This window comes from Glycomyces harbinensis (assembly GCF_900101745.1).
GTDB lineage: Bacteria > Actinomycetota > Actinomycetes > Mycobacteriales > Micromonosporaceae > Glycomyces > Glycomyces harbinensis.
Map to the genome: position 1 here is coordinate 296,110 of NZ_FNAD01000005.1, position 14,728 is coordinate 310,837.

The 14,728-nt window shown below is 73.1% G+C and carries 15 protein-coding genes; 10 read left to right on the forward strand and 5 right to left on the reverse strand.

Annotated features, from left to right (window positions below):
* The first annotated feature begins 10 nt into the window (after positions 1-10).
* Positions 11-937: an IclR family transcriptional regulator domain-containing protein gene (locus BLQ63_RS11270; RefSeq protein ID WP_091033679.1), complete on the forward strand. Its 927-nt coding sequence runs from the start codon at positions 11-13 to the stop codon at positions 935-937.
* Here BLQ63_RS11270 and BLQ63_RS11275 read toward each other — a convergent pair.
* The 3 genes from BLQ63_RS11275 to BLQ63_RS11285 form a co-directional block, all read right to left on the reverse strand.
* Positions 921-2,156, reverse strand: a complete 1,236-nt coding sequence (locus BLQ63_RS11275; RefSeq protein ID WP_218125209.1) for a thiolase family protein — start codon at positions 2,154-2,156, stop codon at positions 921-923. The two genes, BLQ63_RS11270 and BLQ63_RS11275, sit on opposite strands and share 17 nt — an antisense overlap.
* Positions 2,157-2,368: 212 nt before the next feature.
* On the reverse strand, positions 2,369-3,736 hold the full coding sequence (locus BLQ63_RS11280; RefSeq protein WP_091033684.1) for an amidase: 1,368 nt from the start codon (positions 3,734-3,736) through the stop codon (positions 2,369-2,371).
* A 42-nt stretch (positions 3,737-3,778) separates the two neighbouring features.
* Entirely contained in the window at positions 3,779-4,924 is a 1,146-nt protein-coding gene (locus BLQ63_RS11285) for a cystathionine gamma-synthase (protein ID WP_091033689.1), read from the reverse strand.
* 111 nt (positions 4,925-5,035) lie between these two features.
* Here BLQ63_RS11285 and BLQ63_RS11290 point away from each other — a divergent pair, with 111 nt between their 5' ends.
* Positions 5,036-5,299: a hypothetical protein gene (locus BLQ63_RS11290; RefSeq protein ID WP_091033693.1), complete on the forward strand. Its 264-nt coding sequence runs from the start codon at positions 5,036-5,038 to the stop codon at positions 5,297-5,299.
* Positions 5,300-5,529: 230 nt separating this feature from the next.
* Here the strand turns inward: BLQ63_RS11290 and BLQ63_RS28395 are convergent, their stop codons facing one another.
* Positions 5,530-5,922: a VOC family protein gene (locus BLQ63_RS28395; protein WP_091033698.1), complete on the reverse strand. Its 393-nt coding sequence runs from the start codon at positions 5,920-5,922 to the stop codon at positions 5,530-5,532.
* A 98-nt stretch (positions 5,923-6,020) separates the two neighbouring features.
* Between BLQ63_RS28395 and msrA the strand changes: the two genes are divergently transcribed.
* The 6 genes from msrA to BLQ63_RS11325 all read left to right on the forward strand — a co-directional run bounded on the left by msrA (position 6,021) and on the right by BLQ63_RS11325 (position 11,656).
* Positions 6,021-6,623 carry a peptide-methionine (S)-S-oxide reductase MsrA gene (gene msrA / locus BLQ63_RS11300; RefSeq protein ID WP_091033702.1) on the forward strand — a complete coding sequence of 201 codons (603 nt, stop codon included), beginning with the start codon at positions 6,021-6,023 and terminating at the stop codon, positions 6,621-6,623.
* 97 nt (positions 6,624-6,720) lie between these two features.
* Positions 6,721-7,338 carry an ECF RNA polymerase sigma factor SigK gene (gene sigK, locus BLQ63_RS11305; protein WP_091033956.1) on the forward strand — a complete coding sequence of 206 codons (618 nt, stop codon included), beginning with the start codon at positions 6,721-6,723 and terminating at the stop codon, positions 7,336-7,338.
* A complete protein-coding gene (locus tag BLQ63_RS11310) occupies positions 7,335-8,081 on the forward strand; it encodes an anti-sigma factor (RefSeq protein WP_091033705.1) in 747 nt (248 codons plus the stop codon). The genes sigK and BLQ63_RS11310 overlap by 4 nt, the downstream gene beginning before the upstream one ends.
* Before the next feature lie 130 nt (positions 8,082-8,211).
* The gene (locus BLQ63_RS11315) at positions 8,212-9,708 is read left to right on the forward strand and encodes a molybdopterin-dependent oxidoreductase (RefSeq protein ID WP_091033709.1); all 1,497 of its coding nucleotides are present in this window, start codon (positions 8,212-8,214) and stop codon (positions 9,706-9,708) included.
* A gap of 56 nt (positions 9,709-9,764) precedes the next feature.
* Positions 9,765-10,394 (forward strand): fasciclin domain-containing protein, encoded by a 630-nt coding sequence (locus tag BLQ63_RS11320; RefSeq protein WP_091033714.1) that lies wholly within the window; start codon positions 9,765-9,767, stop codon positions 10,392-10,394.
* Positions 10,395-10,468: 74 nt separating this feature from the next.
* Entirely contained in the window at positions 10,469-11,656 is a 1,188-nt protein-coding gene (locus BLQ63_RS11325; protein ID WP_091033718.1) for a cryptochrome/photolyase family protein, read from the forward strand.
* Here the strand turns inward: BLQ63_RS11325 and BLQ63_RS11330 are convergent.
* A complete protein-coding gene (locus BLQ63_RS11330; protein ID WP_091033723.1) occupies positions 11,632-12,138 on the reverse strand; it encodes a MarR family winged helix-turn-helix transcriptional regulator in 507 nt (168 codons plus the stop codon). The two genes, BLQ63_RS11325 and BLQ63_RS11330, sit on opposite strands and share 25 nt — an antisense overlap.
* A gap of 104 nt (positions 12,139-12,242) precedes the next feature.
* Here BLQ63_RS11330 and BLQ63_RS11335 point away from each other — a divergent pair, with 104 nt between their 5' ends.
* Both BLQ63_RS11335 and BLQ63_RS11340 read left to right on the forward strand, forming a co-directional pair.
* On the forward strand, positions 12,243-14,330 hold the full coding sequence (locus BLQ63_RS11335; RefSeq protein WP_091033726.1) for an MMPL family transporter: 2,088 nt from the start codon (positions 12,243-12,245) through the stop codon (positions 14,328-14,330).
* A gap of 139 nt (positions 14,331-14,469) precedes the next feature.
* Positions 14,470-14,727 carry a hypothetical protein gene (locus BLQ63_RS11340; protein ID WP_091033732.1) on the forward strand — a complete coding sequence of 86 codons (258 nt, stop codon included), beginning with the start codon at positions 14,470-14,472 and terminating at the stop codon, positions 14,725-14,727.
* Position 14,728 lies beyond the last annotated feature (1 nt).

The following is a 14,728-nucleotide window of genomic DNA, read 5'->3' on the forward strand; positions in this document are numbered from 1 at the left end:
TGGTGAGCCCATGCAGCCCGAGCCCACTGAGGAACGCGGACCCGAAACCGCCGCACCGCGCAACTCCGACTACGTGCAGACCCTCGCGCGCGGTCTCGCGGTCATCCGCGCGTTCTCGGCCGAGCGGCCCGAACTGACCCTCAGCGAGGTCGCCAAGGAGACGGGCCTGACCCGCGCCACCGCGCGCCGGTTCCTCCTCACCCTCACCGAACTGGGGTACGTGCGCGCCGGCGGGCGCCACTTCCGGCTCACGCCGAGGGTGCTCGAGCTCGGCTTCGCCTACCTGTCGAGCCTGAGCCTGCCCGAACTCGCGCAGCCGCACCTGGAACGACTGGTCGCCGAGGTGCAGGAGTCGGCGTCGGTCGCGGTCCTGGACGGCACCGACATCGTGTACGTCTCCCGGGTCGCCACCCGGCGGATCATGCGCGTCGCCATCAACATCGGGACCCGGTTCCCCGCCGTCAGCACGTCGATGGGGCGGGTCCTTCTGGCGGACTTGGACACTGAGCGGCTCGACGCGGCGCTGGAGGAGGCCCGGCCGGTCGCGTTCACGCCGTTCACGATCACCGACGAGGCCCGCCTGCGGGCCGAGATCGACCTGGTCCGCAGCCAGGGGTGGGCGTTCGTGGACCAGGAGCTGGAGGAGGGGCTGCGGTCGATCGCGGTGCCGATCCGGGACCAGTGGGGGAAGGCCGTGGCGGCCATGAACGTCTCCTCGCACACGAGCCGCAACGACCTCGACTCGGTGCGCCGCGACCTGCTGCCGCCCTTGCTGGCGGGCGCCGCGCGGGTCGCGGCGGACATGGCGATCACCTACGGGACCGCCCAGGCCGAAACGGGGATTCGCGGTCGGCGGACCGTGACCGGCCCTTGCAGGGTGGGTGATCCTGAGCTGCGGTCGAGTCGAATGCCCTTGCGGCTCAGACGGATTCGATGACCACGGCGATGCCCTGGCCGACGCCGATGCAGAGCGCGGCGAGGCCGTAGCGTCCGCCTTCGCGGCGCAGCCGCCACGCGAGGGTCGTCAGGAGCCGCGCCCCCGAGCAGCCGAGCGGGTGGCCGAGCGCGATCGCCCCGCCCTGCGGGTTGACGCGTTCGGGATCGAGTCCGGGCCAGGACGCCAGGCACGCGAGCGCTTGGGCCGCATAGGCCTCGTTGAGTTCGACCGAGTCGACGGCGTCCCAGCCGATCCCGGCGCGTGCGAGCGCCCGCTCGGCGGCCCCGACCGGTCCGATGCCGTAGCGGTGCGGGTCGACGCCGACGACGGCCCGGGAGACGATCCGGGCCAGCGGCCTGCCGTGCGCCTCGGCGGCCCTCTCGTCGCCGAGGAGGAGCGCGGCCGCGCCGTCGCTGAGGGGGCTGGCGTTCCCGGCGGTGACGGTGCCGGGCCGGTCGGAAGCGCTGTCGCGGAAGACGGTGCGCAGCCCCGCGAGGATCTCGGGCGTGGTGTCCGGGCGGATCGCCTCGTCGCGGGGGAGCTCGGCGAGCGGTGCGATCTCGCCGTCGAAGCGGCCCGACTCCCAGGCGGCGTGGGCGAGCCGGTGGCTGCGGGCGGCGAAGGCGTCCTGGGCTTCGCGGGTGACGCCGAACTCCTCGGCGAGGATCTCGGCGCCCTCGCCCAGACTCACCGTCCATTCAGGATTCATGACGGGGTTGACGAGCCGCCAGCCCAGGGCGGTGTCGGCGAGTTCGAGGCCGCCGCGCTGGAAGGCCTTGTCGGTCTTGGGAAGCACCCAGGGGGCGCGCGTCATCGACTCGACGCCGCCGGCGATCGCGAGCCGGGCGTCCCCGCATTCGACGGCGCGGGCGGCCGCGACCACGGCCTCGGCGCCGGAACCGCAGAGGCGGTTGACGGTGGTGCCGGGGACCGAGGTGGGCAGTCCGGCGAGGAGCGCGGCCATGCGGGCGACGTTCCGGTTCTCCTCGCCCGCGCCGTTGGCGTTGCCGAGCACGACGTCGTCGATCGCGGCCGGGTCGAGCCCGGGGTCGCGGGCGACGAGCGCGCCGATCGCCTTGGCGGCCAGATCATCGGGGCGGACCTTCGCGAGGGCGCCGCCGAAGCGCCCGACGGGGGTGCGGACGGCGTCGAGGATGAAGGCGGCGCTCACGGCGCCGCCGGGTGCGTCTCGGACATGGCGGGTTCCAAGTGTTCGCATCGCGGATGAACGTGCTCTGTGCGAACAATAATGGACGAGGGAGGGGTGCGCAAGACTCCGCTGTTGTGCCGAGGCGGCAATACCATCCCGAGCCCCCACCCACCACGGGGAAAGGTAGCTCCCACCTTCCCGCGGGGGTCCGACGAGAAGCGCGGGCCGCGCCTGTCACCCGATCGGGTGCCGTGGCGATCGCCACGGCACCCGCGGATCGATCAGTCCCAGCTCAGCCCGGGGGCGTAGCGCCTCGGGCGGAGTTTCGCGATGAGCTGGGCCGCCACGTCGAAGAGGCGCCCCTGGGATCCGGGCGGGCCGACGAGCTGGACCGTCGCGGGCGCGCCGTCCGAGCGCATCCCCACCGGGACCACCAGCGCCGGAAGCCCCGCCAGCCCGAACGGCGCGGTGAACGCCGCCGCCCCGGCCAGGTGGCCCACGTTGGAGCGCAGCGTCTCCAGCGACCACTCCTTCGCCTCCGGCGGCGCCGCGGGCATCCCCGGCGTCACCAGCAGGTCGTAGTCCTCCAGGTCGAACCAGTCCTCCAGGTGCCGGCGCACGCGGTTGCCGTCGCCGAGCACCCCGCCGAACAGGCCGCGCAGATACGTCCGCTCGCCGACCGACACCAGGCGCCTCGTGCGCCGCTGGAGCCCGTCCGGCCCGCACTTGAGGCTGCGCAGGTACGCGGCGCACGTCCACGCGCCCGAGGACGCCGGAGTCAGCCGCGCGCCGAAGCGCGGCTTGGCCCGGAACGTGTCGTGTCCCAGGTCCGTCAGCGACCTGACGGCCTTGAGCAGCCACTTCGTGGCGTCGTCGTCGACGCGGGCGGGCAGCGGCGCGATGTTGGAGGCCGCGATCCGCAGCCGTCCCGGGTCGCCGGTGGAGCGCGGATGCCGGTGCGTCAGCGCGGCATAGGCGAGCGCGGTGTCCTCCACCGTGGTCGCCATGACGCCGACGTGGCCGCCGAGCCAGTGGTCCGGGTCGGCGTTGATGTCGGCCGGGACGTGCTCGGGGCTGAACGCCACGATCCCGCACGCGGCCGCGGCGGTGCGCACACCGCCGGCCGAACCGGGCCCGTCGAGGCCGATGCCGATGGGGGCCGCGCCGGTGGCCACGGCCAGGGCCGTGCCGCCCGAGGGCCCGCCGATGCCGCGGTCGGGCCGCCAGGGATTGGCCGGGACGTTCCCGTCGTCGTCGGTCGCGGGCCACAGGCCCAGTTCCGACGACCGTCCGAAAGCGACGATCACCGCGCCGGCGCCGCGGATGCGCTGCACCGCCTGGTGATCGGTGTCCGCGATCGGCAGGACCGCGGCGTTCGAGCCCAGTCGCGGGGCGTGCCCGGTGACCGGGAGCTGCTCGCACACGGCGACCGGGACCCCCGCGGCGGGCAGGGCGTCGCGGTTCTCGATCTCGTCCACGGCCGCGGCCTCGGCGAGCGATTCGATCTTGCGGACGCTCGTGAGGGCGCCCTCGGACTCGCGGTGGTCCTCGATGCGGCGGAGGTGGTGGTCGACGACGATCGAGGCGTCGGCGTCGCCGCGCCGAACCGCCTTCGATATCTGCTGCGCGGTAGTTCCCGACCAGCTCACTGCTCGTCCTTTCTCGCGGGGGACAGGGGTGCCGGTGCGGCGCTAGCCGAGGGCTCGGCGCAGGTCGGACAGGAGGTCGTCGACGTCTTCGATGCCGACGGAGAGGCGAACCAGGTCGCCGGGGACTTCGAGGGCGCTGCCGGCGACCGAGGCGTGGGTCATGCGCCCGGGGTGCTCGATGAGCGACTCGACGCCGCCGAGGGACTCGCCGAGCGTGAACACCTCGGTGCGGGCGCACACGTCGACCGCCGCCTGCTCGCCGTCCTTGTGGCGGAAGGAGACCATGCCGCCGTAGCGCTTCATCTGCTTGCCCGCCACGTCGTGCCCGGGGTGCTCGGCGAGCCCGGGGTAGCGGACCTCGGCGATCTTCGGGTGGCCGGCCAGGAACTCCGCGACGCGCTCGGCGTTGTCGCAGTGGCGGTCCATGCGGACACCGAGGGTCTTGACGCCGCGCAGGGTGAGGAACGCGTCGAAGGGGCCGGCGACGGCGCCCAGCGCGTTGTGGTGGAACGCGATCTTCTCCGCGAGTTCGTCATCGCCCACGACGGCCGCGCCGCCGACGACGTCGGAGTGGCCGCCCACGTACTTGGTGGTCGAGTGGACCACGACGTCGGCGCCCAGCGCGAGCGGCTGCTGGAGATAGGGACTCGCGAAGGTGTTGTCGACGACGACGATCGCGCCGCGGCGGTGGGCCAGGTCGGCGAGGTGCTCGATGTCGGCGATGTTGAGCAGCGGGTTGGTGGGCGTCTCGATCCACACCATCTTCGTGTCGGCGTTCATGGCCGCCTCGACGGCGGCGACGTCGGTGATCGGGGCCGCGGAGTACTTGAGGCCCCAGCGGGTCGCGACCTTGTCGAACAGGCGGAACGTGCCGCCGTAGGCGTCGTTCGGGATGACCACGTGGTCGCCGGGCCCCAGCAGCCCCCGCAGGATCGCGTCCTCGGCGGCCAGGCCCGAGGCGAACGCGAAGCCCCTGGTGCCGCCTTCGAGCGAGGCCAGGCAGGCTTCCAGGGCGGTGCGCGTGGGGTTGCCCGACCGCGAGTACTCGTACCCGCCGCGCAGGCCCCCGACCCCGTCCTGCTTGTAGGTGGAGGTCGCGTAGATCGGCGGGACGACGGCGCCCGTCAGCGGATCGGGCTCCTGCCCGGCGTGGATGGCGCGTGTGGAAAACCCGTGACCCTCATGCATGTCCCTACGCTAACCGACGCGACTACCACTGCCCATGGATAGGCACGCTATCGTGCAGACAACACTCGGCATCTTCACAGATCTTCAGCAACGACACGGAGGGCTTGCCTCATGGGCTTCGACGAAGTACACAAGATGGACATCACCGGCGACGGCAGCGATGACACGGTCGGCGTGCGACGCAACGAGGACGGCTCGGTGGAGTACCACGTGGACGTGGACGGCGACGGCGTCGCCGACATGAAGGCCGTCGACACCGACGGCGACGGCGTCATCGACACCGTGCTGCTCGACAACGACGGCGACGGCAAGTACGACGCCGCGGCCGTGGACCTCAACGGCGACGGCGAAGCCGACGCGGTGGCCGAGAAGTAAAGCCCCCCTCGGCGGCGACGCCACACAGATTTCGCACCGCGGGCGCCCCGGATCGGGGCGCCCGCGGTCGTGTGCCGCAGGGCCGCACCGCGGCTGCGACGCCGGACGGCGCTTTCGGGTCGCCCCGCCCGACCGTGCGGTCGGACTGTCTTGTCGGACCCCCGTGTCACCCTTGTATTCGGGGGCCCACGGAAGTCCGTTTTGAAGGCTGGCGCCGGACTTGCCCGGATTCAGGGAGTGGTCTCCCGCTCCTTGTCGGAGCGCTCGACGCAGAACTCGTTGCCCTCGGGGTCGGCCATGGTGGCCCAGCCGGTGCCGTCGGGTTTGCGGTGGTCGTCCACGAGCGTCGCGCCGAGGGCGATGAGCCGCTCGACCTCCTCGTCGCGGGTGCGGTCCTCGGGCGAGAGGTCGAGGTGGAGGCGGTTCTTGACCTCCTTGCCCTCCGGCACGTTGATGAACAGCAGCCCGGGCCGGCGGCCGTCGGCGCTGATGTAGTTCTCCTCGTGCTCCGGGGCGTTCGGTTCGTCCGGGTGCTCGATGTAGCCGGTGACCTCGGCCCAGAACAGGCTCTGCGCGTAGCCGTCGCGGCAGTCGAACGTGACTTGATTGATTCTCGAAACCATGCACCGACGTTAATGCGCCCGGGTGGGCGGCGGCGAGGGAAATACGCCGCTTCGCCGTCGTCGTGGACGGTGTAGTTCCTGCGTGACAGACTTGCCCGATGAGCGTCACGCACCCGATCCTGAAGCACCCCGTCGAAGGCTCCCCCGGGCCCGGCGCCGACATCGCCTACTTCGGCATGGGCTGCTTCTGGGGCGCCGAGCGGCTGTTCTGGCGCGTCCCCGGCGTCTGGACCACCTCCGTGGGCTACATGGGCGGCAACACCGAGAAGCCCTCCTACGAGGAGGTCTGCACGGGCCTGACCGGCCACGCCGAAGTCGTCCGGGTCGTCTTCGAACCCGAGAAGGTCGACTACGAGGACCTGCTCAAGGTGTTCTGGGAGAACCACGACCCGACGCAGGGCATGCGCCAGGGCAACGACATCGGCAGCCAGTACCGGTCCGTCGTCTTCACCTCCACCCCCGAGCAGCAGGCGACCGCCGAGGAGGGCAAGACCGCGTTCGAACCGCTGGTGCGCGCGGCCGGGCTCGGCCCGATCACCACCGCGATCGTCCCCGCCGGCGCCTACTGGCTCGCCGAGGACTACCACCAGCAGTACCTGCACCACAATCCGAACGGCTACTGCAACCACGGCCCCAACGGCCTGACCTGCCCGATCGGCGTCGTCAAGGCGCAGGTCGAGGTCGCGCCGCCGAAGGCCTGAGCCGGGCGGCGCAGAAAAGCGCCGAGGCGACCCATCCGCTCCCCGTGCGGCTCCGAACCACCATCGAGAACGCCGACCTAGCGCGGGGAGCGCGATGATGTTTGACCAAGGGCCTGAAGCCCGACGCCGACAGGACCAGCCGCGCCTGTCCGTCGTGGCGGGCGCCGAGCCCGCCACGGCCGAAGCGCTGCTGCACCGCACCGCGCTGGGCGAGGACGACGCCTTCGCCGCGCTCTACGACCTCATGTCCGGGCGCGTCTACGGCCTGTGCCTGCGCATCGTCCGCGACCCGGCCCAGGCCGAAGAGGTCGCCCAGGAAGTCCTCGTCGAGGTGTGGCGCACCGCGACCCGCTTCGACGAGCACCGCGGCTCGGCCTCGGCGTGGATCACGACGATCGCCCACCGCCGCGCCGTCGACCGGGTCCGCTCCGCGCAGGCCGCCGGGGACCGGGAGCGGCGCGCCGCCGCCGAGTCCGTCGAACCCGAGTACGACCAGGTCGCCGAGGCCGCCGCCGGGCGCCTGGAGCACCGCCAGGTCCGCCGCTGCCTCAAGACCCTGACCGAGCTCCAGCGCCAGGCCGTCACCCTCGCGTACTACGGCGGGCACACCTACCGGCAGGTCGCGACCCTGCTGGACGCGGCCGTGCCCACCGTCAAGTCCCGCATCCGCGACGGGCTCGTCAAACTGCGCGACTGCCTGGAGGTGGCCCGATGAGCACGGACGAGCACACCATGATCGGCGCCTGGGCCCTCGACGCGGTCGACGCCGACGAGCGCGCCCGGGTCGAACGCCACCTCGCCGCGTGCGCCTCCTGCGCCCAGGAGGCCGCCGAACTGCGCGAGACCGTCGCGCGCCTCGCCGACGTCACGATCACCGAACCGCCGCCGCGCCTGCGCGACAGCGTCCTGGCCGAGGTGCGCCGCACCCGCCAGGAGGCCCCGGTCGCGCACGAACCGGAACCGCGCCGCCGCGGCCGCGCCCACCGGTCCCGCGCCCGGCACCAGTCGCGCCTGCGCCTGGCCCTGGGGGCGGCCGCGCTCGCGGTGGTCGCCGCGTTCGCGGGGATCTTCGGGACCTGGGCGGTCATGCAGCAGCCGGGCGGGGAGAGCCGGGGCGACCAGATCGCGGCCGTGCTCGAAGCGGCCGACGCCGAGGTCTCCTATCAGGAGCCCGACGGCGGGGGCCGGGTCACCGTGATCGCCTCGGAGGCGCTCGACCAGGCCGTCGTGGTCGTCTCCGACCTGGCCGCGCCCGGCGACGACCGCTCCTACCAGGTGTGGAAGGTCAATGAGGCCGGGCAGGTGTCGGCCGGGGTCATGGACGCCGGCGACGCCTCCGCGACCATGCTCGTCGAAGGACTCGGCGACACCCGGGTCGTGGGCGTCACCAACGAACCGGCGGGCGGCTCGGACGAGCCGACCCTGCCCATGGTCGCCGACGTGGCGCTCGACGCGTAGGCCCCAGGAAGCGGCGCGGACCGGGATGAACGTCCAGGTCCGCGCCGCTTTTCATGCCGTCCACGGAATTCCTCCTGATTTATTTCGCGATCGGACCCATCCGGGAGCCGACCGGCACCGAATCCCCGGCATGAACGGCAAACCGATCGCAGCCCTCGCCGGCATCGCCTGCGCCGGGTCCGCCCTCGCGGCGGCCCAGCTGGTGGCCGCGGCGGTGGCCCCCGGCAGCGCCCCCGTCGCGGCCGTCGGGGCCGCGGTCGTGGACGCCGTCCCCGAGCCGGTCAAGGAGTTCGCCATCCGGACCTTCGGGGCGAACGACAAACTCGTCCTCCTCCTCACCATCGGCGCCGTGCTCCTGGTCGCCGCCGCCGTCGTCGGCATCCTCGCGGTCCGCCGGATCGCGGTCGGCCACACCGCCCTCGCCCTGCTGGGCGCGGCCGGGGCCGCCGCCGCACTGACCCGCCCGGCCGCGAACGCGGCCTGGGCCCTGCCCTCGATCGCCGGCGCCGCCTGCGGCGCGCTCGTGCTGTGGCTGCTGTACCGACGGACGGCCGCCACCGAGCCGCCCGTGCCCGGCAGGGCCGTCGACCGCCGGGGCGTCCTCATCGCCCTGGCCGGGGCAGGCGTGGCGGGGGCCGCCGGATGGCGCCTGGGCGGCACGGGGGAAGTCGACGCCGCCCGCGACGCCGTCCGGCTCCCCGCCGCGGTCGACGTCGGCCCGGCCGGCGAAGGCCTCGACATCGAGGGCCTCACCCCGTACGTGACGCCGAACGCCGACTTCTACCGCGTCGACACCGCGCTGGTGATCCCGCGCGTGCTCCCCGACGACTACCGGCTGAAGATCACCGGCCGCGTCAAGCATCCGATCGAGCTCAGCTACCGGGACCTCCTCGAACGCGACCTGGTCGAGCGCGAGATCACGATCTCCTGCGTCTCCAACGAGGTCGGCGGCACCCTCGCCGGCAACGCCCGCTGGCTCGGCCTGCCCCTCGCCGACCTGCTCGCCGAGGCCGAACCCGAACCGGGCGCCGACCAGGTCGTCTCGCGCTCCGAGGACGGCTGGACCGCCGGGACCCCGACCGCCGTCTGCACGGACGGGCGCGACGCCCTCGTCGCGGTCGGCATGAACGGCGAGCCGCTGCCGCTCGAGCACGGCTTCCCGGTGCGCATGGTCGTCCCCGGCCTGTACGGCTACGTCTCGGCCACCAAGTGGCTGGTCGAGATCGAGCTGTCCTCCTTCGCCGACTTCGACCCGTACTGGGTCCGCCGCGACTGGGCCGCCGAGGCCCCGATCAAGACGTTCTCGCGCATCGACACGCCCAAGCCGCTCAAGACCGTCGCCGGCGGAGCGACCACCGTGGCCGGCGTCGCCTGGGCGCAGCACCGCGGCGTCGAGCTCGTCGAGGTCCGCGTCGACGAAGGCGAATGGAACGAGGCCGACCTCGCGCCCGTGATCGGCACCGACACGTGGCGGCAGTGGTCGTGGACCTGGGAGGCCGACCCCGGCCGCCACAAGCTCGAGGTCCGCGCCACCGACGCCGAGGGCGACACCCAGACCCGGGAGCGGCGCACGCCGTTCCCCGACGGCGCCACCGGATGGCACTCGGTCGTCGTCACCGCCGAATAGACCGCAAGTGAAACCCGGGGTTCGCGCCCCGGAACCGATGAAGAGAGGCAAGACCAATGAGCAATCGACTTCTGACCCGCACCGGAGCGCTCCTCGCCGCCGCCGGATTCGCACTCGCCATGACCGCGTGCTCCGACGACGGGGACGCCTCGTCCGAGGACACGGCCGCCACCGAAGAGGCCGCACCCGAGGAGACCACCGAAGAGGAGATGGCCTCGGGCGAGTTCGGCGACGCCTGCTCGGCCGTCCCGGCCGACGGCGAGGGCAGCTTCGCCGGCATGGCCGACGACCCGGTCGCGACCGCCGCCAGCAACAACCCGGTGCTGTCCACACTGGTCACCGCCGTGACGGAGGCCGACCTGGTGGACACGCTGAACTCGGCCGAGAACATCACCGTGTTCGCGCCCACGAACGACGCGTTCGCCGCGATTCCCGAGGCCGACCTGCAGGCCGTCCTGGCCGACCAGGACATGCTCACGAGCATCCTCACCTACCACGTGGTGGGCGAGCAGATCGCGCCCGAGGACCTGGGCGGCACCTTCACCACGCTCCAGGGCGACACGCTCGAGGTCGCCGGCTCCGGCGAGGAGTGGACCGTCAACGGCTCCGCGAACGTAGTCTGCGGGAACGTCCAGACGGCCAACGCGACCGTCTACATCATCGACTCGGTGCTCATGCCCGCCTAAGGCCTGCGCGCCGTCCGGCCGGGACCGTCCGCGACGCGGGCGGCCCCGGCCGCAGCCCTGCGAGGAGACCACCGGTGCGAACCGCCGTCATGCTGTTCACGCGCGACCTGCGCGTCCACGACAATCCGGCGCTCGCCGCCGCCTGCGCGGCCGACCTGGTCGTACCGCTCTACGTGGACGACCCGGGACGCGCGACGTCCCCGGCGCGGCGGCGCTTCCTGGCCGAGTCCCTCGCCGACCTGCGCGGTGCGCTGCGCGGCCTCGGCGCCGACCTGCTGGTGCGCCGCGGCGACACCGTCGCCGAGGTGATGCGGGTGTGCGAGGCCCACGGCGCCGCCGGCGTGAGCTGCGCCGACGACTTCGGCCGCTTCGAGTCCGGTCTGCGCGAGCGCCTTCGACAGGCCTGCGACGCGGCCGGCGTCCTGCTGCTGCGCACCGCCGGCGTCACGGCCGTCCCGCCCGGCGCCGTGCTCCCCAGCGGCGGCGGCGACCACTACAAGGTCTTCACCCCGTACTGGCGCGCCTGGTCGCGGACCCGGCGGCGCCCGGTCGAACCCGCCCCCGAGCGCATTCCGACGCCCGACGGCGTGAACGGCGACGACCCCTTCGCGGTCCTCGACGTCCCGCCCGAGGCGAACGCGCGCTTCCCCGGAGGGGAGGGCGCCGCGGCGGACCGGCTCGACGCGTGGGCGCCCCGCGCCGAGGACTACACCGAGCGCAGCGACGACCTCGCCGCCGACGCCACCTCCCGGCTGAGCCCGTACCTGGCCTTCGGGTGCCTCTCGCCGCGCGCGCTCGCCGCCGACGGGCGCCTGCCCGACGCGTTCGTGCGGCAGCTGTGCTGGCGCGACTTCCACTACCAGGTCCTGGCCGCGTTCCCCGGCCTCGCCGACACCGCCTACCGCGGCGACGAGGACTGGGCCGAGGACCCCGGGGCCCTCGACGCCTGGCGCCGCGGCGAGACCGGGATCGACATCGTGGACGCGGGGATGCGCCAGCTCCTGGCCGAGGGCTGGATGCCCGGGCGGGCCCGGCTCATCTGCGCCGCCCACCTCACCAAGACCCTCGGCCTCGACTGGCGCCGCGGCGAGGCCTGGTTCGCCGAGCACCTCGTGGACTACGACGAGGCGAACAACGCCGGGAACTGGCAGTGGACGGCCGGGACCGGCAACGACACCAAGCCGTACCGGCGCTTCAGCCACGAGCGCCAGGCCGCCCGGTTCGACCCCGACGGGGCCTACCGGCGGCGCTGGCTCTCGTGAGGCGGCGCCCACTCGGCGCTGACGGCCTTCATCGCCTCGGTGCTGACGTCCAGGAACCGGGCGACGACCTCCCGCTCGGCGGGGCCGAAGCCCGCCCAGGAGTCGGCGAAGGCCTCGGCGAGCGGCACGAACATCTTGCGCCCTTCCTCAAGGCCCGCTTCGGGAACGTGGAGGGCGACGCGGCGCCGGTCGCCCGAGGGGCGCTCGCGCTCGACGTGCCCGACCGCTTCGAGGCGGTCGATGAGCGCGGTCGTCGCCGACGGGCTCAGCCCCAGCTCCCTCGCGAGGGCGGACGGCGACATGGGCTCGCCGCGGCGGGCCGCGGCGAGGATGAGCGCGAGCGCGTTGACGTCGGTGCGGTGGAGCCCGTGGCGGGAGCCGAAGCGCTCGGCGTACCGGTCCGACTCGACCGTCAGCGTCTGGAGCAGCCTCGTAAGGTCGAGGTCAGAGGGCGCGTTCTCGCCTTGCGTGTCGCGGGTCATGCACGCCGTCCAATCCGTGTCCAGTGTCGTTCAGTAGTTTACTATTTCGATCATCGAACTATCCGCCGATGGAAGCATCGGTCGCAGTGACGCGAGGAGACCCCATGGCCCCCGAACGACCGCCCCGCCCCGTCACACGGCTGCGTCGGCTCATCCCGGCGCTGCTGGCGCTCGCATGGCTCGCCTTGGGCGCCTTCGCGGGACCGTACGCCGGGAAGCTCAGCGAGGTCGCCTCCAACGACGGTTCGGCGTTCCTGCCGTCCTCGGCCGAGTCCACCGAGGTGAACGAGCTGCGGGCCGCCTTCGACGAGACCGACGCGGTCCCGGCGATCATCGTCGCCGAGCGCGACGGCGGCCTCGACGCCGCCGACCTCGACTACCTCGAATCGGCGAGCGCGGCCCTGGCCGCGCTGCCGTTCAACGCCGGCCCGCCGATCCCGCCGCAGCTCTCCGACGGGGCCGACCCCGAGGCCGCGCAAATGATCGTCCTCATCGGCGCCGGCGCGGAGGCCTCGGACGCGGTCGAGGAGATCCGCTCCGTCCTGGAGGACGGGCGACCCGACGGGCTCGACGTGCTCGTCACCGGACAGGCCGCGTTCGGCGCCGACCTCGGGGCGGCCTTCGGCGGCGTCGACGGCCTGCTGCTGCTCGTGGCCGCCGCGGTCGTCGCGGTGATCCTCGCGCTCGTCTACCGCTCCCCGCTGCTGCCGGTCCTGGTGCTGCTGTCGTGCGGTTTCGCCCTTGCCGCCGCCAGCGCGGCCGTGTACGTCCTGGCCGACGCGGGCGTGATCGACCTCAACGGTCAGAGCCAGGGCATCCTGTCCATCCTCGTGTTCGGCGCCGCCACGGACTACGCGCTGCTGCTGGTGGCGCGGTTCCGGGAGGAGCTCGGGGCCGGCGCGGACCGCTTCGGCGCGGTCCGCAGGGCCCTGCGCGCGACGATCGAGCCGATCGCGGCCTCGGCCGGGACCGTGGTCCTCGGCGTCCTGTGCCTGCTGTTCAGCCAGTTGGAGTCGAACCGGGGCCTGGGCCCGGTCGCGGCGATCGGCATCGGGGCGTCGTTCCTGGCCGCCACGACGTTCCTGCCCGCGGTGCTGGCGCTGTTCGGGCGGGCCGCGTTCTGGCCGCGGCGCACCGGCGCCGAACGCGCGGGCTCGCGCCTGTGGTCGGGCGTGGCCGCGCTCGTCCGCCGCCGGCCGCGGGCCGTGTGGCTGACCACGGCCGCGGGCCTGGTGATCGCGGCGGCGTTCATGACGCAGCTGAAGGCCGACGGCACGACGCAGACGGAGGTGTTCCTCACCGACGTGGACTCCGTTGCGGGACAAGAGGTCCTGGCCGAGCACTTCGACGCCGGGTCGGGCGCCCCCGCGGTGATCGTCGCCGACGCCGGATCGCTCGACGCGGTGCTCGCGGCGGCCGAGGTCGACGGGGTCGCGGAAGCGTCGGCGAAGACCGACGCCTCGGGGCGGGTCGTGGAGGCGGACGGCCTGGTCGAGGTCGAAGCGGTCCTGGAGGACGCCCCCGACAGCGACGCCGCGATGGCCACGGTGGAGCGCCTGCGCGAGGCCGTGCACGCCGTCGACGGCGCGAACGCCCTGGTGGGCGGGCCGACCGCGATTCAGCTCGACACGCTCACGGTCTCCGAGCGCGACCGGACGGTCATCATCCCGATCGTGCTCGCCGTGATCCTCCTCGTGCTCATGCTGCTGCTGCGGTCGATCCTGGCGCCGCTGCTGCTGACCGCGACGGTGGTGCTGTCGTTCGGGGCGACCATGGGCGTCTCGGCCCTGGTGTTCAACCACCTCTTCGGATTCCCCGGTGCCGACCCCACAGTGGTCCTGTTCGGCTTCGTCTTCCTGGTGGCCTTGGGGATCGACTACAACATCTTCCTGATGACGCGGGTCCGCGAGGAGTCGGCGCGCCTGGGCACCCGGGCGGGGACGCTGCGGGGGCTGGTCGCCACGGGCGGGGTCATCACCTCGGCCGGAGTGGTCCTGGCGGCCACGTTCTCGGCGCTCGCGGTGCTGCCGATCCTGTTTTTGGCGCAGATCGCGTTCGTGGTGGCCTTCGGGGTGCTGCTCGACACGGTCATCGTCCGGTCCCTGCTGGTCCCGGCGCTCACGTTCGACATCGGGAAGGCCGTCTGGTGGCCCTCGCGCCTGTCGAGGGTAAGGCCCCTCAGCCGCGAGTAAGGGGTTTTCGGGGTAAGGGGCCGAGAACTAAGGCGTGTAAGGGCAGTCTCGACGCGGAATGCTGATGCCCCGTGCCGGGCCTCAGCCGGAGCATTGGTATCAGGCCGGAACCGCTCCGGTCAGATACCGAAGGAACGCGATGAACGACTTCGACTTCCACTACATGCACTACACCCGCTCCGAGGAGCTCATCAAGGACGCCGAGAACGAGCGGCTCGCCCGCAGCCTCATCAAGGCCGCGAAGGAGACCCGCCGGGCCGGCACCCGTGTCCGGCACGACGGCACCTCCAACGGCAGCGTCGCCCAGCGCGTCGCCCGTGCGCTCGGCCGCAAGGACCGCCCCGAGGCGGGTCCGGCCGGGTCCAGCCCGCGAAATGAACACGCCGCTGCGTCATAGG

Coding starts and splice junctions, on each gene's coding strand:
- BLQ63_RS11285 (WP_091033689.1), bottom strand. CDS start 4,924: ATGCATGAGGGTCACGGGTTTTCCACACGCGCCATCCACGCCGGGCAG.
- BLQ63_RS28395 (WP_091033698.1), bottom strand. CDS start 5,922: ATGGTTTCGAGAATCAATCAAGTCACGTTCGACTGCCGCGACGGCTAC.
- BLQ63_RS11290 (WP_091033693.1), top strand. CDS start 5,036: ATGGGCTTCGACGAAGTACACAAGATGGACATCACCGGCGACGGCAGC.
- BLQ63_RS11275 (WP_218125209.1), bottom strand. CDS start 2,156: ATGCGAACACTTGGAACCCGCCATGTCCGAGACGCACCCGGCGGCGCC.
- sigK (WP_091033956.1), top strand. CDS start 6,721: ATGTTTGACCAAGGGCCTGAAGCCCGACGCCGACAGGACCAGCCGCGC.
- BLQ63_RS11330 (WP_091033723.1), bottom strand. CDS start 12,138: ATGACCCGCGACACGCAAGGCGAGAACGCGCCCTCTGACCTCGACCTT.
- BLQ63_RS11270 (WP_091033679.1), top strand. CDS start 11: ATGCAGCCCGAGCCCACTGAGGAACGCGGACCCGAAACCGCCGCACCG.
- msrA (WP_091033702.1), top strand. CDS start 6,021: ATGAGCGTCACGCACCCGATCCTGAAGCACCCCGTCGAAGGCTCCCCC.
- BLQ63_RS11320 (WP_091033714.1), top strand. CDS start 9,765: ATGAGCAATCGACTTCTGACCCGCACCGGAGCGCTCCTCGCCGCCGCC.
- BLQ63_RS11315 (WP_091033709.1), top strand. CDS start 8,212: ATGAACGGCAAACCGATCGCAGCCCTCGCCGGCATCGCCTGCGCCGGG.
- BLQ63_RS11310 (WP_091033705.1), top strand. CDS start 7,335: ATGAGCACGGACGAGCACACCATGATCGGCGCCTGGGCCCTCGACGCG.
- BLQ63_RS11335 (WP_091033726.1), top strand. CDS start 12,243: ATGGCCCCCGAACGACCGCCCCGCCCCGTCACACGGCTGCGTCGGCTC.
- BLQ63_RS11340 (WP_091033732.1), top strand. CDS start 14,470: ATGAACGACTTCGACTTCCACTACATGCACTACACCCGCTCCGAGGAG.